At 72.6% G+C, this 23,842-nt stretch carries 18 protein-coding genes, 2 tRNA genes and 3 pseudogenes; 6 read left to right on the top strand and 17 right to left on the bottom strand.

What is annotated here, in order from left to right; all coding sequences use genetic code 11:
- Window positions 1-246: 246 nt before the first annotated feature.
- Window positions 247-1,761 (bottom strand): annotated as a pseudogene (locus ACIF83_RS28240) (glycosyl transferase); the annotation flags it as partial.
- Between ACIF83_RS28240 and ACIF83_RS28235 the strand changes: the two are divergent.
- Window positions 1,758-2,147 (top strand): annotated as a pseudogene (locus ACIF83_RS28235) (glycosyltransferase family 39 protein); the annotation flags it as partial. The pseudogenes ACIF83_RS28240 and ACIF83_RS28235 sit on opposite strands and share 4 nt — an antisense overlap.
- Here ACIF83_RS28235 and ACIF83_RS28230 read toward each other — a convergent pair.
- From ACIF83_RS28230 to ACIF83_RS28200, 7 genes and pseudogenes are all read right to left on the bottom strand, one after another.
- Window positions 2,148-2,444 (bottom strand): annotated as a pseudogene (locus tag ACIF83_RS28230) (glycosyl transferase); the annotation flags it as partial. It abuts the pseudogene before it with no gap.
- Window positions 2,441-3,907, bottom strand: a complete 1,467-nt coding sequence (locus ACIF83_RS28225) for a glycosyltransferase (RefSeq protein ID WP_399731027.1) — start codon at window positions 3,905-3,907, stop codon at window positions 2,441-2,443. The pseudogene ACIF83_RS28230 and the gene ACIF83_RS28225, both read right to left, overlap by 4 nt.
- 14 nt (window positions 3,908-3,921) lie before the next feature.
- Window positions 3,922-5,586, bottom strand: coding sequence for an ATP-binding protein (locus tag ACIF83_RS28220; RefSeq protein ID WP_393474445.1), 1,665 nt, complete (start codon window positions 5,584-5,586; stop codon window positions 3,922-3,924).
- Window positions 5,583-6,323, bottom strand: coding sequence for a response regulator transcription factor (locus ACIF83_RS28215; RefSeq protein ID WP_150134013.1), 741 nt, complete (start codon window positions 6,321-6,323; stop codon window positions 5,583-5,585). Before ACIF83_RS28215 ends, ACIF83_RS28220 begins: the two co-directional genes overlap by 4 nt.
- A gap of 100 nt (window positions 6,324-6,423) precedes the next feature.
- A complete protein-coding gene (locus ACIF83_RS28210) occupies window positions 6,424-6,792 on the bottom strand; it encodes an antibiotic biosynthesis monooxygenase family protein (protein ID WP_398140587.1) in 369 nt (122 codons plus the stop codon).
- A 94-nt stretch (window positions 6,793-6,886) separates the two neighbouring features.
- The gene (locus ACIF83_RS28205; protein ID WP_399731022.1) at window positions 6,887-7,759 is read right to left on the bottom strand and encodes a DUF2797 domain-containing protein; all 873 of its coding nucleotides are present in this window, start codon (window positions 7,757-7,759) and stop codon (window positions 6,887-6,889) included.
- Complete coding sequence (locus tag ACIF83_RS28200; RefSeq protein WP_398140585.1) at window positions 7,759-8,124, bottom strand: HGxxPAAW family protein; 366 nt, start codon at window positions 8,122-8,124, stop codon at window positions 7,759-7,761. The genes ACIF83_RS28205 and ACIF83_RS28200 overlap by 1 nt, the downstream gene beginning before the upstream one ends.
- 81 nt (window positions 8,125-8,205) lie before the next feature.
- Here ACIF83_RS28200 and ACIF83_RS28195 point away from each other — a divergent pair, with 81 nt between their 5' ends.
- The gene (locus ACIF83_RS28195; RefSeq protein ID WP_393474455.1) at window positions 8,206-8,697 is read left to right on the top strand and encodes a MarR family transcriptional regulator; all 492 of its coding nucleotides are present in this window, start codon (window positions 8,206-8,208) and stop codon (window positions 8,695-8,697) included.
- 148 nt (window positions 8,698-8,845) lie between these two features.
- Here ACIF83_RS28195 and ACIF83_RS28190 read toward each other — a convergent pair whose 3' ends face one another.
- The gene (locus ACIF83_RS28190; RefSeq protein WP_399731019.1) at window positions 8,846-9,124 is read right to left on the bottom strand and encodes a hypothetical protein; all 279 of its coding nucleotides are present in this window, start codon (window positions 9,122-9,124) and stop codon (window positions 8,846-8,848) included.
- 406 nt (window positions 9,125-9,530) lie between these two features.
- On the opposite strand from ACIF83_RS28190, the gene ACIF83_RS28185 reads away from it, so the two are divergent.
- On the top strand, window positions 9,531-10,535 hold the full coding sequence (locus tag ACIF83_RS28185) for a helix-turn-helix domain-containing protein (protein ID WP_398140584.1): 1,005 nt from the start codon (window positions 9,531-9,533) through the stop codon (window positions 10,533-10,535).
- Between the two features lie 181 nt (window positions 10,536-10,716).
- On the opposite strand, the gene ACIF83_RS28180 is transcribed toward ACIF83_RS28185, so the two are convergent.
- A tRNA-Arg gene (locus ACIF83_RS28180) sits at window positions 10,717-10,789 on the bottom strand.
- A 228-nt stretch (window positions 10,790-11,017) separates the two neighbouring features.
- A tRNA-Ser gene (locus ACIF83_RS28175) sits at window positions 11,018-11,108 on the bottom strand.
- A 182-nt stretch (window positions 11,109-11,290) separates the two neighbouring features.
- Between ACIF83_RS28175 and ACIF83_RS28170 the strand changes: the two genes are divergently transcribed.
- Together ACIF83_RS28170 and ACIF83_RS28165 are read left to right on the top strand one after the other, a co-directional pair.
- Complete coding sequence (locus ACIF83_RS28170) at window positions 11,291-11,860, top strand: SSI family serine proteinase inhibitor (RefSeq protein ID WP_399731016.1); 570 nt, start codon at window positions 11,291-11,293, stop codon at window positions 11,858-11,860.
- Window positions 11,861-12,124: 264 nt separating this feature from the next.
- Entirely contained in the window at window positions 12,125-16,693 is a 4,569-nt protein-coding gene (locus tag ACIF83_RS28165) for a PAS domain-containing protein (RefSeq protein ID WP_399731013.1), read from the top strand.
- Between the two features lie 22 nt (window positions 16,694-16,715).
- On the opposite strand, the gene ACIF83_RS28160 is transcribed toward ACIF83_RS28165, so the two are convergent.
- A complete protein-coding gene (locus ACIF83_RS28160) occupies window positions 16,716-17,300 on the bottom strand; it encodes a TetR family transcriptional regulator (RefSeq protein WP_399731011.1) in 585 nt (194 codons plus the stop codon).
- Window positions 17,301-17,427: 127 nt separating this feature from the next.
- Between ACIF83_RS28160 and ACIF83_RS28155 the strand changes: the two genes are divergently transcribed.
- Window positions 17,428-18,636 carry an MFS transporter gene (locus ACIF83_RS28155; RefSeq protein WP_399731008.1) on the top strand — a complete coding sequence of 403 codons (1,209 nt, stop codon included), beginning with the start codon at window positions 17,428-17,430 and terminating at the stop codon, window positions 18,634-18,636.
- A gap of 85 nt (window positions 18,637-18,721) precedes the next feature.
- Here ACIF83_RS28155 and ACIF83_RS28150 read toward each other — a convergent pair whose 3' ends face one another.
- The 5 genes from ACIF83_RS28150 to ACIF83_RS28130 all read right to left on the bottom strand — a co-directional run bounded on the left by ACIF83_RS28150 (window position 18,722) and on the right by ACIF83_RS28130 (window position 23,841).
- Window positions 18,722-20,377: a long-chain fatty acid--CoA ligase gene (locus ACIF83_RS28150; RefSeq protein WP_399731005.1), complete on the bottom strand. Its 1,656-nt coding sequence runs from the start codon at window positions 20,375-20,377 to the stop codon at window positions 18,722-18,724.
- Window positions 20,378-20,476: 99 nt separating this feature from the next.
- A complete protein-coding gene (locus ACIF83_RS28145; RefSeq protein ID WP_393474487.1) occupies window positions 20,477-21,034 on the bottom strand; it encodes a SigE family RNA polymerase sigma factor in 558 nt (185 codons plus the stop codon).
- A 149-nt stretch (window positions 21,035-21,183) separates the two neighbouring features.
- Window positions 21,184-22,350, bottom strand: coding sequence for a lipid-transfer protein (locus ACIF83_RS28140; protein WP_398138695.1), 1,167 nt, complete (start codon window positions 22,348-22,350; stop codon window positions 21,184-21,186).
- The gene (locus ACIF83_RS28135) at window positions 22,347-22,820 is read right to left on the bottom strand and encodes a MaoC family dehydratase (protein WP_399731000.1); all 474 of its coding nucleotides are present in this window, start codon (window positions 22,818-22,820) and stop codon (window positions 22,347-22,349) included. The genes ACIF83_RS28140 and ACIF83_RS28135 overlap by 4 nt, the downstream gene beginning before the upstream one ends.
- The gene (locus ACIF83_RS28130) at window positions 22,810-23,841 is read right to left on the bottom strand and encodes an acyl-CoA dehydrogenase family protein (protein ID WP_399730997.1); all 1,032 of its coding nucleotides are present in this window, start codon (window positions 23,839-23,841) and stop codon (window positions 22,810-22,812) included. The genes ACIF83_RS28135 and ACIF83_RS28130 overlap by 11 nt, the downstream gene beginning before the upstream one ends.
- Window position 23,842 lies beyond the last annotated feature (1 nt).

Below are 23,842 nucleotides of genomic sequence, written 5' to 3'. Positions count from 1 at the left end.
ACGACCACGACGCACCCGCAGCCGCACGCATACCCATCCCCCCGAGCTCTTAGGCGACCACCCGCGACCACCCGCTCCGCCCGCCGCAACAACGCCGCTGCCACCAGTCCCCCCCACCAGCACAGCAACCTCCCCCACCAACTTCCCGGCCCCGAGCCCGGCAGTTGGTGGGGGAGGTCGGCGGCGCTGCCCGCGGTGAGCAGCAGCCCGGACTGCACCAGGTTTCTGTCCGCTACCGGCCCTCAGTCACCGGGCCTTCTGGGTGAGGTCGTAGAAGGTGGCCGAACCGACCGTCACCTTCTTGAAGTTGCTCTCGACCCACGAGGTGATCCGGGACGACGTACCGCTGTTGCTGCCGCCCATGCCACCGCCCATGCCGCCGCCGGCGATGAAGTAGTGGATCTTTCCGTCCGTCACGTACTTCTTGAACTGGGCGAGCGTCGGGGACGGGTCGGTGCCGTTGAAGCCGCCGATCGCCATCACCGGGTCCCCGGTGGCCAGCTGGTAGCTCGCGGCGTTCTGGGAGCCGATGGAGGCCGCGACCCAGGTGTACTTGTCCGCGTCCTTCTCCAGCAGCTTCTTGGCCGCGGAGCTGACGTTCGCGCCGTTCAGCAGGCCGCCGGCGCCACCTCCGCCGCCCATACGACCGCCTTCGCCGAGCCCGCCGCCGCCCGGGAAGCCGTTGCCGTTCTGCTGGTTCTGGCCCTGGCCCTGCCCCTGGCTGTTGCCGTTCTGGCCGGGCATTCCGCCGCCGGGGAAGCCCTGGCCCTGGCCGCCCGGCATGTTCCCGTTGCCGTTCTGCCGGCCCTGGCCCTGCTGGTTCTGCCGGCCCGGCATTCCGCCGCCGAAGCCGCCGCCCGTTCCGCCGCCCGGACGTCCGCCGCCGAAGCCCATCATGCTCGCGCCCGCCGGGCCGGCCGTCGGGATGGAGCCGGTGTGCGCGGAGTTCACCGTGCTGAGGGTGTACGCCGTCGGACCGGCGAGCGCGGCCACCAGGCCCACCGCCGCCGCACCGAGGGCGAGCTGCCGCGAGAGGCGGCCCGCGAAGACCAGTCCGAACGCGGCCGCGAGCCCGCCGATCAGGACCAGCCACTTCAGCCAGGGCAGATAGCCGGAGGTGCGGTTGAGCAGGACGTAACCCCAGGCGGCCGCGGCCACCACGGCGGCGGCGAGCGTGAGCGACGCCCAGGTCTCCTTCCGCTTCTCCCACAGCAGCCCGGTGCCCATGCCGGTGACGGCCGCGATGTAGGGGGCGAGGGCCACCGTGTAGTACTGGTGGAAGATGCCCGCCATGTAGCTGAAGACCACCATGGTGATCAGCAGCGAGCCGCCCCACACCAGGAACGAGGCGCGCGTGACGGACGTACGCCGTGCCTTGCGGGTCGCCCACAGGCCCGCGACCAGCAGGATCAGCGCGGCCGGGAGCAGCCAGGAGATCTGGCTGCCGATCTCGGAGCTGAACATCCGGTCCCAGCCCGTGGCGCCCCAGCGGCCGGAGCCGTTGCCGCCGCCACCGCCGCCGACACTGCCGGTCTCGTCGCCGTTGATCCGGCCGAGGCCGTTGTAGCCGAAGGTCAGCTCCAGGAAGCTGTTGTTCTGCGAACCGCCGATGTAGGGGCGGGAGGAGGCCGGCCACAGCTCGACGATCGCGACCCACCAGCCGCCGGCCACGACGAGCGCGACGGTCGCCAGGCCCAGCTGCACCAGCCGCTTGCGCAGCTTCACCGGACCGCAGACCGCGTAGACGACGGCCAGCGGCGGGCAACGCCATCACCGTCGACAAGCCCTCGGCCTTCATGTGGCCGATGGAGCTGTCGGTGCGGATCTTCGGCCTGAACTCGTGGGCGATCCTCGCCCCCGAGGTCCTCATGGGCGTCGGCACGGTGGCGGTCGTGTACGCGGGTGTACGGCGCCGGTCCAGCCCCGCGGCCGGACTGATCGCGGGTGCGGTGCTCGCGTTCACCCCCGTCGCGGCGCTGATGTTCCGGTTCAACAACCCGGACGCGCTGCTGGCCCTGCTGATGGCGCTGGCCTGCTACTTCGTCGTCCGTGCCGTCGAGGACGGGCGGACCAGGTGGCTGGTGTGGGCGGGCGCCGCGATCGGCTTCGCGTTCCTCTCCAAGACGCTGCAGGCCTTCCTGATCCTGCTCCAGCGAGCCGAAGAAGAACGCCTTCCAGGACTTGCTGCCCGCCTGGACGGCCGCCGAGTAGAAGGAGTTGGCGTAGCCGGAGGCGCTCAGGTTGTAGAGGTAGGTGACGAGCGTGAGGGCCAGCAGGCCTAGGAGCGCCGGGCGTGCCCAGCGCGGGTCCTCGGGGCGGCCGCGCCACAGTCTGCGTACGAGGGGCTGCCGCGGCTCACCGGCCTGCGGGGGAGCGGTCGGCGGCGGGCCCCAGGCGCCGGGACCGTCCTGCCGGGTGGTCGGCTGATCGTAGTGGGTGGTCATCGGGGGTCCCCCGGGTCGGTGTCGTGAGGGCGCACCGGCTGCAGCCGCATGGTGGCGTCCCTCCAGCTGCCGTCCGCGGCTTCACCGGCGCGGACCTGGATGGTCTGGTACGGCTGCTGGTACGGCACCGGGCGCTGCGGGAGCGGTGCGTACGGAGCCGTCGTGCTGTAGGTGGGCGTGGACGGGTGGTGCGTCGCCACCACCGTCGATTCCCGGCCGGACTCCCGGCGGTCCGGGAACACCCAGGCGCGGAAGAGCAGGAAGCGCAGGACGGTCGCCGCGAGGTTGGCGGCGATGAGCACCGCCAGCTCGGTGGAGTGCGCCGGGTCGCCGGTGGCCGCGTTCAGGGCGGCCAGGGAGCCGCTGGTCAGGGCGAGTCCGATGCCGAAGACGACCAGACCCTGCGCCTGGTGCCGGACGGCGCCGCCCCGGCCGCGCACCCCGAAGGTCAGCCGGCGGTTGGCGGCCGTGTTGGCGATCGCCGAGACCAGCAGGGCGAGCGCGTTGGCGACCTGCGCGCCGGAGAACTGCCGGAAGACGCTGTAGAGCACGAGGTAGAAGAGGGTCGACAGGCCGCCGACCACACAGAAGCCGACGAGCTGGCGGGCCAGCCCCTTGGGCACGTCCTGGATGTCGCGGTCACGCGGGTCGTCGCCAAAGGGTCGGGTGAGCCGGTCCAGCGGCAGCGAACCGCCGGCCAGCGCCTTGCCGATCCGCCACACGCCCTTGAGGTCGTCGGTGGCCGTCTTGACGATGTGCACGGTGGAGTCGGGGTCGTCGACCCAGTCGACCGGCACCTCGTGGATCCTGAGCCCCGCCCGCTCGGCGAGCACCAGCATCTCGGTGTCGAAGAACCAGCCGGTGTCCTCCACCAGCGGCAGCAGCACCTGGGCGACATCGCGGCGGATGGCCTTGAAGCCGCACTGCGCGTCCGAGAAGCGGGCCTGCAGCGAGCCGCGCAGGATCATGTTGTAGGCCCGGCTGATGAACTCACGCTTGGGACCGCGCACGACCCGGGAGGTACGGGCGAGCCGGGAGCCGATCGCAAGGTCCGAGTGGCCCGAGATCAGCGGCGCCACCAGCGGCAGCAGGGCGTTGAGGTCGGTGGACAGGTCGACGTCCATGTACGCGAGGATCGGCGCGTCGGACGCGGACCACACGGTCCTCAGGGCGCGTCCACGGCCCTTCTGCTCCAGCCGGAAGTTGGCGACCTCGGGGATCTCCGCCTCCAGCCGCGCCGCCACCAGCGGGGTGCTGTCCGTGGACGCGTTGTCCGCGATCGTGATGCGGAAGGCGTACGGGAAGGTGCGCGTGAGGTGATCGTGCAGTCTGAGCACGCACGGCTGGAGGTCCTTCTCCTCGTTGTAGACGGGGATCACTACGTCCAGGACAGGCGTACCGGCGTTTCCGGCCGGGAGGTGCTCCCGCGCCGGCAGGGTGCCGGGAGAAGAGTCGGTTCGCATGGAACCGACTCTCGTCAAGCGCCCTGTTGCACCCATGTGGTGGCACTGTGCTGCGCCTGTGAGTGCTGTTGCCAGCTCATTTCCGGCTGCGGGGCGAGGGCCGGCAGATGCACCGTGAACACGGTCCGTCCGGGCACGCTGTCCACGGTCACGGCACCGCCGTGCGCGGCCGCGACGGCCTGCACGATGGCGAGGCCGAGTCCGGTGGAGCCGGTGGCACGGGAGCGCGCCGAGTCCCCGCGCGCGAACCGCTCGAAGACGTGCGGGAGCAGTTCGGGCGGAATCCCCTGCCCGTTGTCCTCGACCTCGATGCACATCCAGGGCCCGCGCCGCTGCACACGCGCGGTGACGGTCGTACCCGGCGGGGTGTGGTTGCGGGCGTTGCCCAGCAGATTGACGAGCACCTGCTGCAGCCGGGCAGCGTCCGCGGACACGAGCGCGGGCTCGTCGGGCAGGTCGAGCCGCCAGTTGTGGTCCATGCCGGCCGCGCGGGCGTCGCTGATGGTGTCCACGACGAGCGGGATGAGGTCGCTCTGCTCGAACTGCAGCGGTCGGCCGGCATCCAGCCGGGCGAGGAGCAGCAGATCCTCCACGAGGAGGGTCATCCGTCCGGCCTCGGACTCGATCCGCCCCAGCGCGTGCCGGGTGTCGGGCCCGACCTGTTCCCGTCCGCGCCGGGTCAGCTCGGCGTAGCCGCGGATGGAGGCGAGCGGAGTCCGCAGTTCGTGACTGGCGTCGGCGACGAACTGCCGTACCCGCATCTCGCTCTGCTGGCGGGAGTGCAGGGCGCCGTGCACATGGTCGAGCATCCGGTTGAGCGCGGCGCCGACCTGACCGACCTCGGTGTGCGGGTCGCACTCCGACTCGGGGACCCGCTCGCTGAGGTTCACCTCGCCGGTGTGCAGGGGGAGTTCGGAGACGCGGGTGGCGGTGGCGGCGACCTTGCGCAGGGGGCGGGTGGCCACGCCGACGATGACGAAGCCGGCGAGGGAGGCGGCGATCAGCCCCGCCACGGTGACGCAGACCTCGACGACGATCAGGGTGTCGATGTTGTCGTCGACGTCCTTGGTGGGCAGGGCGACGTAGTAGGCCTCGCTGCCGTCGGGGCTCACCTTGTACTCGGCCTGGTAGTCCCCGAGACCGGGGAGTTCCACCGTGTGCGCCTTGTTGTCCTTCGGCACCGTGGCCAGCGCCCGCTTCTGCGCGGCGGTGAGACCGACGGCGCTCATCTTGCGGAACCGGTTGTAACTGTCGTTCAGCTGCACGGCCTTGCCGGCGCTGGCGATCGAGCCGTTCTGCACGTACGCCGCGACGGTGTTGGGCTGCGTCGGGCCGAAGGTCAGGAGGTGCTCGATCCGTTCGCTCGGCGTGGTGCTGGTCTTGGACGGTGATTCGGGTGCCGTCGGGCCGCCCGGTTCCGTACCCCCCGGCAGCCGGCCGCCCGCCGCGCGCATGGCGATGTCGTCGACCTTGCCGTTCAGCTGGTCGTACAGATGGGTGCGCAGCGCGAGCGTCGTCACGGTGCCGATCACCGCGCAGACCACGGCGATCAGCACCACGGACGCGACGACGAGCCGCGTCCGCAGGGTGCGCGGTTGTCCCTCCCCCACTCTCGACTTCGCTCGAGCGAGGGGACCCCCATGCCGCTTCTGCGGACGCGGCCGTCGTCGCCCGCTCATGACGCGGCGGGCTTGATCAGGTATCCGGCTCCACGCCGGGTGTGGATCATGGGCTCACGCCCGGCGTCGATCTTCCGCCGCAGATACGAGATGTACAGCTCGACCACGTTGGCCTGCCCGCCGAAGTCGTACGACCACACGCGGTCCAGGATCTGCGCCTTGCTGAGCACGCGCCGCGGATTGCGCATGAGGAAGCGGAGCAGCTCGAACTCGGTGGCGGTGAGGTGGATGGACTCCCCGGCCCGCGAGACCTCGTGACTGTCCTCGTCCAGGGTCAGGTCCCCCACGACGAGCACGGAGTCGGACCGCCGGTCGGCGGCCCCGGACCGGCGGATGAGCCCCCGCAGCCGTGCCACGACCTCTTCCAGGCTGAACGGCTTGGTGACGTAGTCGTCGCCGCCGGCGGTGAGGCCGGCTATACGGTCCTCGACGGCGTCCTTGGCGGTGAGGAAGAGGACGGGCACGTCGGGCAGTTCGCGGCGCAGCCGCCCGAGGACGGTCAGCCCGTCCATGTCCGGCAGCATCATGTCCAGCACGACGGCGTCGGGCCGGAACTCACGGGCCGTCTGGATGGCCCCCTGGCCGTCACCCGCACTCCTGATCTGCCAGCCCTCGTATCGAAGGGCCATGCTCAGCAGTTCGGTGATCGACAGCTCGTCGTCCACCACAAGCACTCGGACGGGGCTCCCGTCCGGCCTCAGCAGTTCGGTGCGCCCCTGGGGCGAGGTCGTGGTCATGGTGGACACCATGTCGGGGTCCTCTGAGAACACGCTTTCACGAATCTGTGATTTCCCTAAGAAACACACAGGCGCCTCTCAGGGAATGCCTGGGAACCACTCACGCACGCGCGAACCCGTGGCTGCTCTCGACCCGGGCGATGTGGATCACGTACCGCTCGTACCACCGCTCCCGCCCGCGCCGCTTGGCGTCCAGGTGCTCGGGGTGCCGGCGCCACTCCTCGATCCCTGCGAGGTCCCGGAAGTAGGCGACGGAGATCGCGAGTCCGCCGGGGGTGTGGGCGAAGTCCTCCCCGAGGAAGCCGGGGATGCTCCGGACGAGGTCGGAGAGGTGGCGGGCGGTGTCGGTGTAGCCGTCGGGGTCGAGGTCGGTGCGGGCGGAGGTGAACACGACGGCGTAGTAAGGGGGTTCGGCGGGAGGGGCGGGGCTGGGGACGGGGGCGACAGGGGCAAGGTGGTTTTCGCTCATGTCGGCCACGATGCCCGTGGGCGGTGGCGGGGGTCCATGGACCTTGCCCAAAGGGATCCGCACGGGATCCAAGTCTTGACCTTCGAGCCGCGGGTCAGAAGAGTCCGTCCTGCTCCCTCCTGAACTCCCTTGCCGGGACGGTGAAAGCGCTGACTTCCCTCGGCAGCGGCATCAGCTCCCACCCGGTCATGAGCCGGGTGTCGAGGACGACGACCCCACGCCCGTCGACCGCCAGATGCAGATCGGGCCCGGCGGCAGCGACCAGCTCACCGCTGACGGCCCCGCCCGGGACCAGCTCGACGACGTCACCGAAGGCGGCCCGTGGGCGGGAGAGTCCGAAGTGCCTGCCGTGATCGACGGGTCGACACGGCTCGCGGGTCAACGACTCGGGCCAGCCGCCGAGTACGACGGCACGCGCATGCACCTCCCGCACTTCCTGGGCCCTCTCCTCCTCCGTCTCCGGCAGCACCGCCCGCACCGCACGCTTCTCGGCGTACGGAATCCGGTCCGGGACCTGGAGGGCGGCGCGCAGCAGCTCCTCGGTGCGCCGGGCCGCCATCAGCGGACCGGCGCCCAGCCAGCTGAAGCAGACCGCACCCTGTTCGAGCAGCCGCGCCGAACCGCGCTCGACGGCGGTGATGCCGACCTTGACCATGCCGGGCCCGAACCAGGCCAGATAGACGTGGTACGGCCGCGGATCATCGGCCATGGTGTCCGCGGCCACGGAGTGCGCCCGGTCCAGCCGGGCACACTCCTCGCACCGGGCCCCCGTACTCCGCCCCGACACCACGGCCCCCACCGGACACACATGCCCCCGTGCCCCCACGCACTGCCGCACCGAGCCCTCGGCGACACCGAACGCGACCCGCTTCCCCCACGGCAGCGCACTGCGCCGCCCGCCGTCCCACACCAGCACGGGGCCGTCCGGCGTCCAGCGCAGTCCGGAACATCTCCACCTGTGTGCCATCACTCCTGAGGGTAGAGGGGACCACTGACAGCGCCCTGCGCCACGGGCACCGGCGCCGTGTTCGCGGCACTTCGCCCCCGCCCCGCCAGCCGGCACCCCACACACCCGGCGTGCCCTTCCCGGGCCCGGGTGTCCCGGACCCGCATCCCCCACTGGTCCCGTGGCCGCACGCCCGGCGGCTTGCCCCAGCCGGACAGGTGCAGGAGCCAGGTGACCAGGACGCTCACAGCCACGATCGCCAGTCCACCCACGACGGGCGGCACGGAGGCCGTGCACACCCCCCACCCCACCACGCCGCTTCCGACGGCAGCGATGCCGAAGCCGGTCCAACCGGCGATCGTGTGACCCTCGTCGTACAGACTCATGGAACCGCCTCCAGGGCAAGATCCCTCACGGGCTAAGACATTTATCACCCGAATATCTCACGAGCTAAGGGATTACGAAAGATGGACGGCACCCCCCGACCGCCCGCCACCCCGGCCCGGGCGCTGTCGGCGATGGACCACCTCATCGCCGCCCACCTGATCGGACAACAGGAACTGGCCCGGCGGCTGGGACTGAACGTCACCGACCTGACCTGCTTCGCCTTCGTCCTGGAGGCCGGCGAGGACCTGCTCACGGCCGGCGACCTCGCGGCCCGCGCCCATGTGACCACGGGCGCGGTGACCGGAATCCTCAACCGCCTCGAACGCGCCGGCTACGTCACCCGCCGCCCCGACCCCGCGGACCGCCGCCGGGTGCGCGTGGCCGCCGTACCGGCCGCCGTGACCCGCGTCGAGGCCGTGTACGCGGGCCACTACAAGCGCCTCACGACCCTGTTCGCCGACTACTCCCCCGAGGAGCTGGCGATCATCACGGACTGGTTCACCCGGGCGACGGCGCTGGCCCACGAGTACCTGGAGAAGCTGAACCGGAACGACCCGGAAGAGGAGTGCTGAGCCCCTCGGAGCCCGCCCACCGCACCGTGGCGCTCTTCGCCCACCCCGCGTCGCTGGTCCTCGGCTTCGGAGCCGTCCTGGTGGCGGACCACTGGGCACTCCTGTAGCTGACCCCTGGTCTCCCCGGCCCGCTGGTGGGGCGCCGCGCTCATCGGCCACCGCCGCCGTCGGCGCGCCGGCGCGGGCTGTGTCCGCGCACCGGCTGCCCCCAGGACGCGAGCGTCTGCACCGAGTAGCCCGTCGGCACGGTCACGGTGTCCGCCGTGCTCGCCGGGACCGCGGCGAAACCCACGCGCCCTCTCGCTCTGCCCGATCGCTCCGGCTGCGCCGCGGCGGAGGCGGGAGCGGGAGCGGAGAGGCCGAGGAAGGCGACGAGGGCCGCGGTACCGCCGGCCAGGACGTGGCGACGCGACACGGAAGCGGCCACGACCTCGTCGAACGAAGGACCTCACACTGACATGTTCGCCACCAAAGGGGAGTTGGCCTGCTGAAGAAGGGGCCTGCCAGGAGTGAGCAACGAGCGGCCCGCGCCGCACGAACGCGGCGGGCGGGCAGCCTGGTCGAACGGCTGCACGGGGGCTCGCGGCCTCGAATGCTGGGTCAGCGGACGGGAGTTGCCCCGCCGCGAGGCGTCCCGAGACGGCCGACGACGTCCCGCATACGGGCGGGACGTCCCTGAGACGGCCGGGGAGGGAGTGAGGAGAGACACCGGAAGAGGAGGGCGTCACGCCCGCGCGGCTGATCGGTCCCTTCACCTACGCGCGATAATCTCCCCGCTCAACTGCACTGATAGTGACCGAAAACTGGTCGTGACTGAAACAGGGGGACAGCAGATGCCTGGTGATCAGGGGGGTGGCGGCGAGCCGTCCGGCAGAGAACGGCTCGCCGCCGAGATGCGGCGGCTGAAGCAGGAGTCCGGGCTCAGCTTCGGGCGGTTGGCCGACAGGACCCACTACAGCCGTTCGTCCTGGGAACGCTTCCTGAACGGGAAGCAGTTGCCGACCTCGGTCGCCCTGCAGGAGTTCGCGGCCGTCATGGAGACGGACGCCGAGTACCTGACAGGACTACTGGAACAAGCCACGGGAGCAGGAGACTTCGGCGACGAGACCGCGGGGGACGAGAGTCCCCCCGAAGGGGTCCCGCCGGCCGGGACACCGGCGACCGCCACCACCACGGACATCGAGACCTCGCCCGCCGGGACCTCCGCCGACAAGGCCCCGGCGGACGACACCCCGGTGGACGGACCACTACCGGAACCGACCTCCGAGTCCGAGCCCGCGCCCGCCGACCGGGACGGGAAAGCCACCACCCTGACCTGGCGGACCAACCTCCGCCGGGCCGGGCTCGTCGCCACCGGGGCCCTCGCGGGCAGCCTGGTCACCGTGGCCGTGTTGACCGGAGTGCAGGCCACCTCCCGCTCGGGCGGCACGGACTCCGCCGCCAGCGGACAGAACCTCACCCAGCACAGCCCGAAGCCCCCGAGCGCCGGCTGTTCCCATGACACCTGCCTGCGGCGCGACCCCCAGGCCATGGACTGCCAGTGGGACGCGACGACCGCCCGGGAGACCTGGCTGCGCGGCATGCACATAGAGCTGCGCTACAGCCGGGCCTGCGGTGCGGTCTGGGGGCGCATCGAGAACGGCGCGGTGGGCGACTCCGTCACCATCAAGGACAAGTACGACCTCCAGCAGTCCGCCACGATCCGCGTGGACCGCGACACGTACACGAGCATGCTCGCCGTGACCGACGGGGCTCCGCCCACCACGATCACCATCTGCGGCACGATCCCGAAGTACCACGCGATGGAGTGCTCGCCCGAGGGCTCGATCCAGCCCTGACCTCCACGACGGCGTCCTGGAACGCCCGGCGAAGGGCCCGGAGGCTCCCCTCCGGGCCCTCGTCGCAGCACGAGTAGAGGCCCATGGTCTGGCCCACGCCCTGGCCGCCCAGCATGTGGCACACGTGGTACGCCCCTGAAACGCCGAAGGCCCCGGATCTCTCCGGGGCCTTCAACCTGTGTGCACTCGGCAGGATTCGAACCTGCAACCTTCTGATCCGTAGTCAGATGCTCTATCCGTTAAGCTACGAGTGCTTGTTTTTCGTCTTCGCTCCCGGCCCTTTCGGCCCGCTCGCGGCGACAGGAAGAACATTACATGACTGCCGCCGTCATGTGAAATCCGATTCGCATACCCGTTGTGACCTGCGGAAACAAGGTTCGGGCGGGGATGAGGAAGATCCTCGGGCGGTCCTGGAGCACTCCGAGGAACACCCCGGGAACACCGAAGCCCCGGTCCTGGGGACCGGGGCTTCGGGATCGGTGCGGAGGCGGAGGGATTTGAACCCTCGATGGGCTTTAAGACCCAAACCGCATTAGCAGTGCGGCGCCATAGACCGGACTAGGCGACGCCTCCAGCACAACCACTCACGCGAGCGCGCGATTGGTGCGTGCAGATGATGACACAGTCGAGTGTGGTGTCACCAATCGGCTCCCACGGTACTAGGCGCGGGGGCCACAGGGCAAAGGGCTTCGCCCGGCGGGGCGGCAGGTCCGGGGCCCTGCGCAACATCCGGGGGGCGCGAGCGTTGGGCAGGCATGGTCTCTCTCCTGTCGGCCGTCCCGCGGGGCGCGCTGGTGGTGTCCCGCACCGCCGCCGCTGCCGCCGCCTCGGTCTCGTTCTCGGTCCTGTCACTGGTCGGCCCGGCCGCCGCACCCGCCGCCGCAGCCGCGCCCGCCGCTCCGGCCCTGCCCCCGCCCGTGCGGCCCGAGGACCGGGGCGGTGATCACCTCACCGTCGTCGTGGAGCACGCCGGCGCGGGGCGGGACGGGACGTACGAGGTGTCCTGTCATCCCGGGGCCGGGAATCACCCGGACGTGGCGGGGGCCTGCCGGGTGCTCGACTCGCACACGCGCTGGGGGCGGGACACCTTCGCGCCGGTGGCCTCCGGCAGCAGCTGCACCATGATCTACGGCGGCCCGGCCACCGCCCACGTCACCGGCACCTGGGCCGGACGTCCGGTCGACGCCTCGTACGACCGCAGCAACGGGTGCGAGATCGGGCGGTGGGACCGGATGGTGCCCCTGCTGCCGAGGCTCGGTTCGGCTTCGGCTTCGGCTTCGGCTTCGGGTTCGGGTTCGGGTTCGCCCTCGGATTCGCTTCAGTAGGGGCTTCGGTGCTTCTCATCCGTTTCTTGGCGGAATCACCGGCCTCGTAAAGGTCCCGCGAAGGTCCTGGGGAGCCGGGGCCGGAACCGGGGCGCCCACCGGGCATTCGGTCACATGTTCGCCGTCACTTCCTCGTGCGACCTCCCTCTCATCCGGCGTCGCAAGCGCAACCCGTGCCTTTAGACTCCCTCGCGTGACACGCTGCGGGCCGGTTGGCAAGATGGCCCGAGCGGTCGGAAAGCGGTAACAGGGAGGAAGCGTCTCGTGAGCAGCAGGCCATCCCGAGGCGCTGCTCGCCTCGCAGCCATACTCGACGCGCTGCCCGACGCGTTGGTGCTGGTCAACGCCAACGGAACCGTCGTCAACGCCAACACCATCGCCCTGGAGGCCTTCGAGGCACCGGGCACCGCCCTCGTCGGGCGAGGGCTGCTCGATCTGCTGCCGCAGTTCGACTCCCGGCTCATCCCCGGCTCCATGCGGCGCCCCGATCACATGGATCCGCACGGGCGGACCAAGCCCACGCGGATGATCGCGCGGCGGACCGACGGATCCGAGTTCCCGGTCGAGGTCACGAGCGCGAACCTGGAGAACGGGCAGCAGGCGTACGACGGTTACGGCTACACCGGCGACGAGCTGCTCATGATCGTCGTACGGGACCTGTCCGGGACCGTGGACACCGAGGCCGAGCTGGCCCGCTCGCAGCGGCAGACCGAGATGATCCTGCGGGCCGCGGCCGAGGGTGTCGTGGGCACCGACACCGACGGGCGGATCGTGCTCGTCAATCCGGCCGCCGCCCAGATACTGGGCTACCGGGCCGGTGAGCTGGGCGGCAAGGAGCTGCACACCCTCGTACTGCACTCCCGTGCCGACGGCTCCCCCTTCCCGTACGAGGAGTCGCCCCTCGCCGACACCCTGCGCTCCGGGCGCAAGCACCGGGTGCGCGGGCAGGTGCTGTGGTCCAAGGGCGAGAAGAAGGTCTCCGTCGACCTGACCACCGCCCCCGTGCGCGACGGCGACCAGCTCGTCGGCGCCGTCATGACCTTCACGGACCGGCGGCCGTACGACGCCCTCGCCGAGGAGAAGGACGCGCAGGAGAAGGCGCACGCCGAGGAGCTGGAGCGACTCTCCGAGGAGCACGCCTCCGACCTGACCGCGCTGCGCCAGAAGCACGTCACCGAAGTCGACGAACTGCGCGAGCAGCACCAGGAGGAGCTGGCGGCCGGCGAGGAGCGGTACGCCGCGCTCGCCGAGCGGGAGAAGGACCGGTACGAGGCCCTCTCCGGGCGGCACGAGCAGCTGTTGACGCTGCTCGGGCAGTCCCTGCGCGGACCGCTGGACGAGCTGCGGCGCGAGCTGTCCGCCCTGGCCGCGGACGACGCCGGGCAGCTGTGGCCCGAGGCCAACCAGGTGCTGCACCACCTCTCGGCCGGCTACTCACGCATCACCACCCTCATCGACAACGTCCTCGGCTACCAGCGGCTGGACGCGGGCACCGAGGACATCACCCGTACGAAAGTGATGCTCGACGCCGTCGTCGCCGCCGGTGTGGACGGGGCCGTCGAGCTGATCGGGCCGGGGCGCGTCCAGTTCGCCGTGCACGCGCCGCCCATCGAGGCCGAGGTGGACCCGCAGCGGCTCGCCACCGCGCTCGCGCATCTCGTCGCGGACGTGGCGGGCGTCGACGCCACCGGCAACACGCCCGTGTCCGCGGGCGGTTACCTGGACAACACCGTGGTGGTCGCGGCAGCGCAGCGCGGTGAGGTCGCGCGTATCGAGGTACGCGGGCCCTACACCGGGGGAGACCCGGTGCACGAGCCGATGGTGCGCGGGATCGTCCGGGCGCACGGCGGTGTGCTGCAGACGCACGAGGTGCCGGGCATGAGCGGCAGCGCGTACGTCCTCGAAGTGCCGCTCGGCGGTGGCGCCGGGGCGGTCGCCGCGCAGGCCGCGGACCCCGAGGACACCGCTGCCGATGCTGCCGGAACCGACGGGCAGACCACCGGCGGCGGGCGGCGGCGGGCCCGGCGGGCCTCCACCGACGCCTTCCTGGAGAGCGACACCCCCGTCGAGTCCGCCGAGTCGGGTGACGGCGAGGCGGAGGCGCCCGTGCCGACCGGGCGGCGCCGCAGGCGTGCGGCGGCCGCCGTCGAGGCGGCTCCTCCGGTCGTCGCTGAGGCTGTGGAGACCGCGTCCGGCGGGACCGGGCGGCGGCGCGGACGGCCCGCCGAAACCGACGCCGGGACGGAACAGGACGGCGTGTCCGAGGGTGCCGTGGTGACCGCGGCCGAGCATGCCGCGGGCACCGCCGCCATGGGCAACGGACTCGGCGGCACCGTGCCGCCGCAGGGCGTGCCCGCGCCCACGGGCCGCCGGGCCCGGCGGGACTCCGGCGCACCGCAGGCCGCCCTGCCGCCCGCGCTGCCCGCGGCCGGCAGCGAGCCCGCACAGCCTGTTCCGGCCGAGGCGGCCGGGGACGAGCAGCCGACCGGGCGGCGCCGGCGTGCGCTGGCCGCCGCGGCGGAGCGGGCCGCCGCGCAGGAGGCGGGGGCCCGTACGGTCTTCGCACTGCCCCCGGCCGAGGCCGACCGTTCACCCGACTCCGCCGACGCGGCGGCCGGTGCGGGGGCGGCCGTGGCTCCGGGCGCGGCTGCCCAGGTACCGGGTCAGGCGCAGGGGGCCGCGGAGGGAGTTCCCGGCGACGACGGACGGCATGACGCCGTACCGCTCGACCAGGCCGAGGACCACACCCCGCCCCAGGCGCACCCCACGACCGCACCGACCGGCCGCCGTCGGCGGGCCGTGGCCCGTCCCGGCGAGCCCACGGAGCCGGTGACCCCGCTGGCCGCTGCCGCTCCCGGCGCCCCTGGCCAGGCCGTTCCGGCGCTCCCGGCTCAGGCGACTCCCGTGCCGGCCGCTCCCGGGCAGCCGGTGCAGCCCGGCCAGGTTCCGCAGGCTGCTCAGGTCGCCGCGGGTCAGCCGACCCCGGGGCACGGGATTCCAGCGCAGGGTACGGGCGCGCCGACGGGGGCTGCGGGTCAGCCCGGCGTCGTCGCGCCGACCGGTGTCGCGGCGCCGGCCGGTGTCGTGGCTCAGCCCGGCATGGCAGCTCAGCCCGGTATGGCAGCTCAGCCCGGCATGGCAGTCCAGGCCGCCCCCGGGCAGCCGGTGGCCGTGCCCAACGCCGCCGTGCCCGCGCAGGGCACCGTCGGTCAGGGCGTACCGGTTCCGCCGGGACAGCCGGTTCCGGCGCAGATGACGCCCGGCCGGCCCGTGCCCGCGCAGGCCGCCTCCGGCCAGCCCGTACTCGCACAGCCGGCACCCGCACAGCCCGTGCCCGCTCAGCCGGTACCCGCCCAGGCGCAGGCCCCCCAGGCCCAGCAGCCCCCCGCCGCCCCCGTCCCGGCAGGACAGACCACCCCGCCCGCCGGTACCCCGGCCGTGCCCCAGCCCGGTCAGCCGCTCCCGGCGGAGGCGGCTCCCGGTCAGGTGCCGGCAGGCCAGGGTGCGCCGACGCCGGCCGCAGGCACCCCCGCGGCCGCGGTCCCCCAGCAGTGGCCCGGCGCCGACGACACCTCCGGTGCGGGTGTCCCGGCACCCCGGACCGCCACCCCGGCTCCCGGCACCCCCCTCCCGCCGGAGCACACCGGTGGCCGGCGGGCGACGGCTCAGCCCCTGCCCGCCGAGGCCGCGGGGCCCGCGGTCGACCCCAACTCCACCCAGGGCCGGGCGATCAGTGTCCGCACACTGGGGCAGGGCGTGCCGTTCGCGCGGCAGGCCGCGCAGGTGCAGCAGCCGACGGCGACGCCGCCCCCGCACGCACCGGGCGGTTCCGGCCGCCGGCGGAAGCTGGGCACGCCGCCCGACCCGGCCGCGCGCCAGGAGTCGCAGCCGGAGCAGGCGGCCCGTCCGCATCCGCAGGCCGAACCGGTGCCCGCGCAGCCCTCGCTCGCGGGGCAGTCCCGGCTCGCCCCGGCCACCGAGGGTGCCGGTCGGTCGTACGCCATAGGCGCCCCGGACGCGAACGCGGCCGAGGGGCCCGAGCCGCTGGACGGTCCCGGTGGGGCGATCGAGGTCGCGGACATGCCGCGGCCGCAGCCGATGGACGACGAGCTGCCCCCGGAGCCGCTGGACAACCCGCGCCGGCTGCTGGTGTGGCCCGCGCCGGACGTGACGACCCAGCAGGCGCTGAGCGACCGCGGCTACCGGCCGGTCATCGTGCACTCCCGTGAGGAGGTCGACGCGCAGATCGCGGCTTTCCCGGCCGCACTGTTCGTGGACCCGCTGACCGGGCCGATCACCCGTACCGCGCTGCAGTCGCTGCGCCAGGCGGCGGTCGCGGCCGAGGTGCCGGTGCTGGTCACGGCCGGGCTCGGACAGGCGACGCGCGAGGCAGCGTACGGCGCCGATCCCGCCGTACTCCTGAAGGCGCTGGCGCCGCGCGACAGCGAGCAGCATCCGCCGCGGGTGCTGCTGATCGAGGAGCACGCGGAGATCGCGCTGGCGCTGACGTCGACGCTGGAGCGGCGTGGGATGCAGGTGGCGCGGGCCGCGAGCGACGACGACGCGGTGACGCTCGCGGGGCAGCTCAGGCCGAACCTCGTGGTGATGGACCTGATGCAGGTGCACCGGCGGCAGTCCGGGATCATCGACTGGCTGCGCGCGAACGGGCAGCTCAACCGCACCCCGCTGGTCGTCTACACCGCCGCCGTCGACCCGGCCGACCTGCCGCGGCTGGCCTCGGGCGAGACGGTGCTGTTCCTCGCGGAGCGGTCCACCAGCAACGAGGTGCAGGGCCGGATCGTGGACCTGCTCGCGCGGATCGGGACCAACTAGTCCCTCTTTTCGGGCGCCGGGGTCAGCGTGCGATCAGCCGCCGGGCCGCCTCTCTGATCGAGGCGCGCAGGCGGTCCCGGTCGGCGTCCTCGGCGCCCACCACGATGCGGCGCATCTGGGGGACGACGGCGGCCCAGTTGGCCAGGGCGATGAGCAGGAAGAGCAGGTCGCGGGCCGGGATCGCGTCGGTGATCACGCCCCGTTCCTGGCCGTCCCGCAGCGCGTCGATCTTCTTGCGGTAGTGCTCCTGGCGCTCGCTCTCGTCGGGCAGTTCGGCGCTCGCGCCGTACTCCAGGCCCTCCCAGAAGAGCAGGCGGAGGACCTCGGGATGGGCGGCGTGGTAGTCGATCACGCGGTCGACCCAGCCCTCGATGTCATCGGGGTCGACGGGGACGGCGACGGCCAGGTCGAGCATCGACTTCTCCAGGACCTGCGTGAACAGCTCCGACTTGTTGCCGAAGTAGGCGTAGATCAGCTGCTTGTTGGCCTTGGCCTCGGCGGCGATGCGGTCGATGCGGGCGCCCGCGACGCCGTGCCGGGCGAACTCGGCGACCGCCGCGTCGAAGATGCGGGCCCTGGTGGCCTCGGGGTCCCTGACTGCTGCCATGCGGCCAGCGTAACCGGACAAGTAACCAACCGTTTGGTTGACAGGGAATTCCGAGAAGGCGCACTCTGTTGAGGCATCCAACCAACCAGTTAGTTGTGAGAGTCGGCTCGAAGGAGTAGCTCCGCCCATGCCGTCAGCGACCAGCACCACCCACCGGGAACCCGAAGTCCGGGTCCCCACCCGGCAACAGCCCGCCTCCGGGCGGCTCTTCCTCCTGCTCATCGCCGTCTGCACCGCCGTCACGGCCGCCAACATCTACCTCGCGGCCCCGCTCTTCCCCCTGATCGCCCACGACTTCGGCACGGTCCCCTCGGCCGTCACCTGGATCGCCTCGGTCGCCCAGTTCGGCTACGCGGCCGGCCTGCTCTTCTTCGCCCCGCTCGGCGACCGCGTCAACCGGCGCCCGCTGGTCGCCCTGCTCTCGGTGGCCACGGCCACCGCGCTGGGGCTCGGCGCGACCGCGACCGGCACCGCCGCCCTCGCGGTCGCCGTCTTCGTCGCCGCGGCGGCCACCGTCATCCCCCAACTGCTCGTCCCGCTGGTCGCCGAGCGCGCCCCCGCCCACCACCGTGCCCGCCATGTCGCGGCGGTCATCGCCGGACTGTTCACGGGCATCGTCGGTGCCCGGGTGGTCGGCGGACTCGCCGGGCAGGCCTTCGGCTGGCGCTGGGTGTTCGCCGGGTCCGGCGCGCTGACCCTCGTCCTGGGTCTGGCCACGGCGCTGGCCCTGCCGTCGGAGCGGCGCCCCCGCGCGGGAGCGCTGTTCTCGGGCATCGCCGAGCTGCCCGGACTCGTCCGCCGCTCACCCGATCTGTGGCGGGCGTGCATACGCCAGGCCGGGATGTTCGGCGCCTGGAGCGCCCTGTGGACCTCGCTCGCCCTGCTGCTGACCGGCCCGGCGTACGGCCTGTCCACCGCGACCGCCGGTCTGTTCGGCCTCTTCGGCCTCACGGCCACCGCGGTGGCCCCGCTCGCGGGCGGCCTGGTCGACCGCTTCGGCGCCGCGAAGGTCGTACGGTCCGCGTATCTGCTCGCGGCCGTGTCCGTGCCGCTGTTCTGGCTCGGCGGGCACGTGCCGGCCGCGCTGTTCGTGGCCGCCGTCGCCATCCACGCCGCCCTGGTCGCCTCCCATGTCGCCAACCAGACGCTGGCCCTGACGACCACCTCCGCCCCGGCCACCGCCAACACCGCCTACGTGGTCGCCGGCTTCACCGGGGGCGCCCTCGCCTCGACCCTGGCGGGCCTGGCCTTCAGCCACTGGGGCTGGGGCGGGGTCAGCGCGGTGGCGGGGGTGTGGCTGGTGCTGGGGTGGGCGACCACGGCGGTACGGCGCTGAGGCCCGCACCTGCCGTGCGGACGCCCACCCCTCGTCCGGTCAGAGGCCGGTGACCTCCTCGGTCAGAGGCCGGTGACCTCCTCGGTCAGAGGCTGGTGACGTCCAGTTCCCCCTCCGCGTACCGTCGGCGCAGCACCTTCTTGTCGAATTTGCCCACACTCGTCTTCGGCACCGCCTCGACGATCGTCCAGCGCTCGGGGAGCTGCCACCTGGCGATCTTCCCCTCCTCGGCGAGGAAGGTGCGCAGGGTCTCGAAGTCGACGGCGGAACCCTCCTTGAGGACGACCGTGGCCAGCGGGCGCTCGCCCCACTTGTCGTCGGGTACGGCGACCACGGCGGCCTCGGCGACATCCGGGTGGGCCATCAGCGCGTTCTCCAGCTCGACCGAGGAGATCCACTCGCCGCCGGACTTGATGACGTCCTTGGCTCGGTCGGTGAGCGTCAGGAAACCCTCGGGGGAGATGGTGCCGACGTCGCCGGTCTTCAGCCAGCCGTCCTCGCTGAACTTGTCGGCGGGGCGCAGCGGTTCGGCGTCGGGGCCGTTGTAGTAGGCGCCCGCGATCCAGGGGCCGCGCACCTCCAGCTCGCCCGCCGCCTCGCCGTCCCAGGGCAGGCGTTCGCCGCCGGGGCCGGTGAGGCGGGCCTCGACGCTCGCCGGGAAGCGGCCCTGGGTGATGCGGTAGGCGAACTCCTGCTCGGTGCCGACCGCGTGGGCCGGCGGGCGGGCCACCGTGCCGAGCGGGGAGGTCTCCGTCATGCCCCAGGCGTGGCAGACCCGCATACCGAGCTTGTCGAAGGCCGCCATCAGGGCGGGCGGACAGGCGGCGCCGCCGATGGTGACCTGGCCGAGGGTGGAGACGTCCCGGGGGCGGGCGGTGAGTTCGGCGAGCAGCCCCTGCCAGATGGTGGGGACGGCGGCCGCGTGCGTCGGCCGCTCCTCCTCGATCATCTCGGCGAGCGGGGCGGGCTGCAGGAAGCGGTCGGGCATCAGCAGGTTGACGCCGCTCATGAAGGTGGCGTGCGGCAGGCCCCAGGCGTTGACGTGGAACTGGGGGACCACGACCAGCGAGGTGTCCTGGTCGGTCAGGCCCATCGACTGGGTCATGTTCACCTGCATGGAGTGCAGGTAGATCGAACGGTGGCTGTACACCACGCCCTTGGGGTCGCCGGTCGTGCCGGAGGTGTAGCACATCGCTGCGGCCTGGCGTTCGTCCAGCTCGGGCCAGTCGTAGGCGGTGGGCCGGCCGGCGATCAGCTCCTCGTACTCGTGCACCCGCGCGGTGGCGCCCTCGAGCGGGGAACGGTCACCGGGACCCGAGACGACGATGTGCTGCACCGTCGGCAGCTTGGCCAGCAGCGGTGCGATCAGCGGGATCAGCGAGCCGTTGACGATGACCACGCGGTCGGCGGCGTGGTTGACGATCCACGCCAGCTGCTCGGCCGGGAGGCGGAGGTTGAGGGTGTGCAGGACCGCGCCCATGGAGGGGATCGCGAAGTAGGCCTCGACGTGTTCGGCGTTGTTCCACATCAGCGTCGCGACCCGGTCGTCGCCCCGGACGCCGAGTTCGTCCCGCAGGGCGTGCGCCAACCGGGCCGCACGAGCGCCGACCTCGGCGTAGGTGCGGCGCTGCGGCTCGCCCTCGCCGGTCCAGGTGCTCACCCGCGACGTTCCGTGGACCGTCGCCCCGTGGGTCAGGATCCTCGAGATCAGCAGCGGTACGTCCTGCATGGTGCTCAGCACGGCGTCCTCCATGGCGACATTGCCTACGCGGGAGTAGAGGTTGCGCTGATTCTGCGCACATACCGCGCGGTATGTCACTAGGGGAGGCGAAACTGAGGCCTAGCGCACCAGTCCCAGCTCGGGATCCTCGCGCAACTTGCTCAGGGCCCGGGAGACCGCCGACTTCACCGTGCCCACCGAGACCCCGAGCACCTCGGCCGTCTGGGCCTCGCTGAGGTCCTCGTAGTACCTGAGGACGACCATCGCCCGCTGCCGCGCGGGCAGCTTGGTGATCGCCCGCCACATGGCGTCGTGCAGCGCCTGCCGCTCGGCCGGGTCGTCCTCGCCGGGTACGGGCTCCGGCTCGGGCAGCTCGTCGCAGACGTACTCGTCCACTCTGCGCTTGCGCCACTGCGAGGTCCGCGTGTTCAGCAGGGCCCGGCGCACATAGCCGTCGAGCGCCCGGTGGTCCTCGATCCGCTCCCACGCCACGTAAGTCTTGGTGAGCGCGGTCTGCAGCAGGTCCTCGGCGTCACTCGGGTTCGCGGTCAGCGAGCGCGCGGTACGCAGCAGGACCGGCTGGCGGGCCCTCACGTACGAGGAGAACGACGGGTATGCATGGGTCTGCCGCGCTGGTGCGGCGGCGGCCGAGGCGCTGGTGCAGACGGGTGTGGTCATGGCTCCACGCTAGGAGCGGACCGCACTCCGGCGGATCGGCCCCAGGTCCCGAAGCAGCGTCCCCCTCAGGTTGTACGGGTGGGGCTGCCTACACCTCCTGAAGGTGGACTGCGGGGTGACCGCGTCTGCGGGTTCACCCCTGAGGGCGCTCACCCGTCGGCCGCCAGGACCAGCCCCGACGTCGGCACCCCCGTGCCGGCCGTCACCAGGGTCCGGGCCGCCCCCGGTATCTGGTTCACCGCCGTGCCCCGCAGCTGGCGCACCGCTTCTGCCACGCCGTTCATCCCGTGCAGATAGGCCTCCCCGAGCTGGCCCCCGTGCGTGTTGACGGGCAGTCGCTCCTCGGCCACCAGATCTGCCGCCTCGCCCTTCCCGCAGAACCCGAACTCCTCCAGCTGCATGAGTACGAACGGTGTGAAGTGGTCGTACAGGATCCCCACGTCGATGTCGGCCGGGCGCAGTCCCGACGTCCGCCACAACTGGCGGGCCACCACGCCCATCTCCGGCAGGCCGGTCAGGTCGTCCCGGTAGAAGCTGGTCATCTGCTCCTGCGCGCGGCCGGCGCCCTGGGCGGCCGCCGCGATCACGGCGGGCGGATGCGGCAGGTCCCGGGCCCGCTCCAGGGACGTCACCACCAGGGCCTGGCCGCCGTCGGTCTCCTGACAGCAGTCCAGCAGCCTGAGCGGCTCCACGATCCAGCGGGAGGCGGCGTGATCGGCGAGGGTGACGGGGCGGCCGTGGAAGTAGGCCGCCGGGTTCGTCGCCGCGTACTTCCGGTCCACCACGGCCACGTGCCCGAACGCCTCGGGGGTCAGCCCATAGGTGTGCAGATACCGCTGGGCCGCCATCGCCACCCAGGAGGCCGGGGTGAGCAGCCCGAACGGCAGCGCCCAGCCGAGCGCCACGCCCTCCGCCGACGGCTCCCGGTGCTGCACGCCCGCGCCGAATCTGCGGCCCGACCGCTCGTTGAAGGCCCGGTAGCAGACCACCACCTCGGCCACACCGGTCACCACCGCGAGCGCCGCCTGCTGGACGGTCGCACAGGCCGCCCCGCCGCCGTAGTGGACGCGGGAGAAGAAGGACAGCTCACCCATCCCGCAGGCCTGGGCCACGGTGATCTCCGGGCTGGTGTCCATCGTGAACGTCACCAGACCGTCCACGTCCGCCGGGGTGAGCCCCGCGTCGTCCAGCGCGGCCCCCACCGCCTCCACCGCCAGCCGGAGCTCGCTGCGGCCGGAGTCCTTGGAGAACTCGGTGGCCCCGATGCCGACGATCGCCGCCCGGCCGCCGAGGGAGTCCCGGGTGCGCACGCTCATGACGCGGCCTCCCGCTCCGGGGCCGGTGCCAGTACCGAGTCCGGTGCCGACGACGGTGCGGGTGCCGGGACGCTGACCGTCACCGTGCCGGTCACATGCCGGCCGATGGCGTTGGCCCCGACCACACGCACCGTCGCCGTGTCGCCGTCGACCTCCTCGACCCTGCCCGTCAGCACCATCGTGTCCCCCGGATAGTTGGGCGCCCCCAGCCTGATGGCGACCTTGCGGAGCACTGCGGAGGGGCCGAAGTGGTCCGTGATGTACCTGCCGACCAGTCCGTTCGTCGTCAGGATGTTCATGAAGACGTCGGGGGAACCCTTCTGCCGGGCCAGCTCCGCGTCGTGGTGCACGTCCTGGTAGTCCCGGGAGGCGATCGCCCCGGCGACGATCAGCGTGCGGGTGATCGGGATCTCCAGCGGCGGCAGCTCGGCGCCCACCACCGCCCGTGGTGCCCGCGGCTCACTCCCCATGCGCGATCAACTCCCCCAGTTCCTGCAGCACTTCGGCTCCGCATCCCAGGTAGGCGTCCAGCTGCCGCCCCCACAGGAAGTGCCGGTGCACCGGATGGTCGAGGTCGGCTCCGGTCCCGCCGTGCAGATGCTGGCCGGTGTGGACGACCCGCTGCCCCGCCTCGGAGGCCCACCAGGCGGCGGTCAGCGCGTGCGTGGCGTACGGCAGCCCCGCGTCCCGCCGCCAGGCGGCCTCGTACGCCGTCACCCGTATCGCCTCGGTGTCCATGTGGGCGTCGGCCGCGCGGAGTTGGACGGCCTGCCGGGTGGCGAGCGGGCGCCCGAACTGCTCCCTGGTGTTCGTGTGCGCCACCGCCCGTGCCAGCGACCCGGCGCACACCCCGGCCTGAAGCCCGGCGAAGGCGGTGCGGGCGGTGGCGAGGACGTCGGCACAGGCGGCGGCGCCCGGGCCGCCGAGGGGTTCCGCCGGGGCCCCGTCGAGGGTGAGACGGGCCGCGGACCAGGGCGCCGTCAGCTCCACCGGCGTGCTCCCGGTGCCCTCGCCGAGCGGGGCCAGCCACAGGTGCCGGCCGGCGTCGGCGACCAGGACGTGGGTGGCGTCCCGGAGCCAGGGGACCACGGGGACGGATCCGGTCAGCTCGCCTCGCGCGGCGGCCCGTACACCTCCCTGTGCGGGAAGCGCGCCCGCGATCACCACCGAGCCGTCCTCGATGCCCGGCAGCAGCCGTTCCCGCTGCTCGGGCGTGCCGTGGGAGGCGACCGCCAGGAGGCCGTACACGCACGTCGCCGCATAGGGCACCTGGGCCGTCGTACGCCCCTGTTCCTCCAGGAGCAGCACGAGCCCCAGCAGGCCCAGCTCGGTCACGGCGCCGACCAGGCCCGCCGTGCACAGGGCCTTGAACAGCTCGGGGTCGCTGCCGGTGCCGGCGGCCTTCAGCCGCTCGTGGGTGGCGAGGTCGCCGAAGATCCGCGCGGCCAGGTCACGGGCCTCGGCCTGGGCCTCGGTGGGCGTGAAGTCCATG

Origin of the sequence: Streptomyces sp. NPDC085866, from assembly GCF_044541035.1 — a bacterium.
Lineage (GTDB): Bacteria > Actinomycetota > Actinomycetes > Streptomycetales > Streptomycetaceae > Streptomyces.
This window is presented reverse-complemented; position numbering and strand designations above follow the sequence as displayed.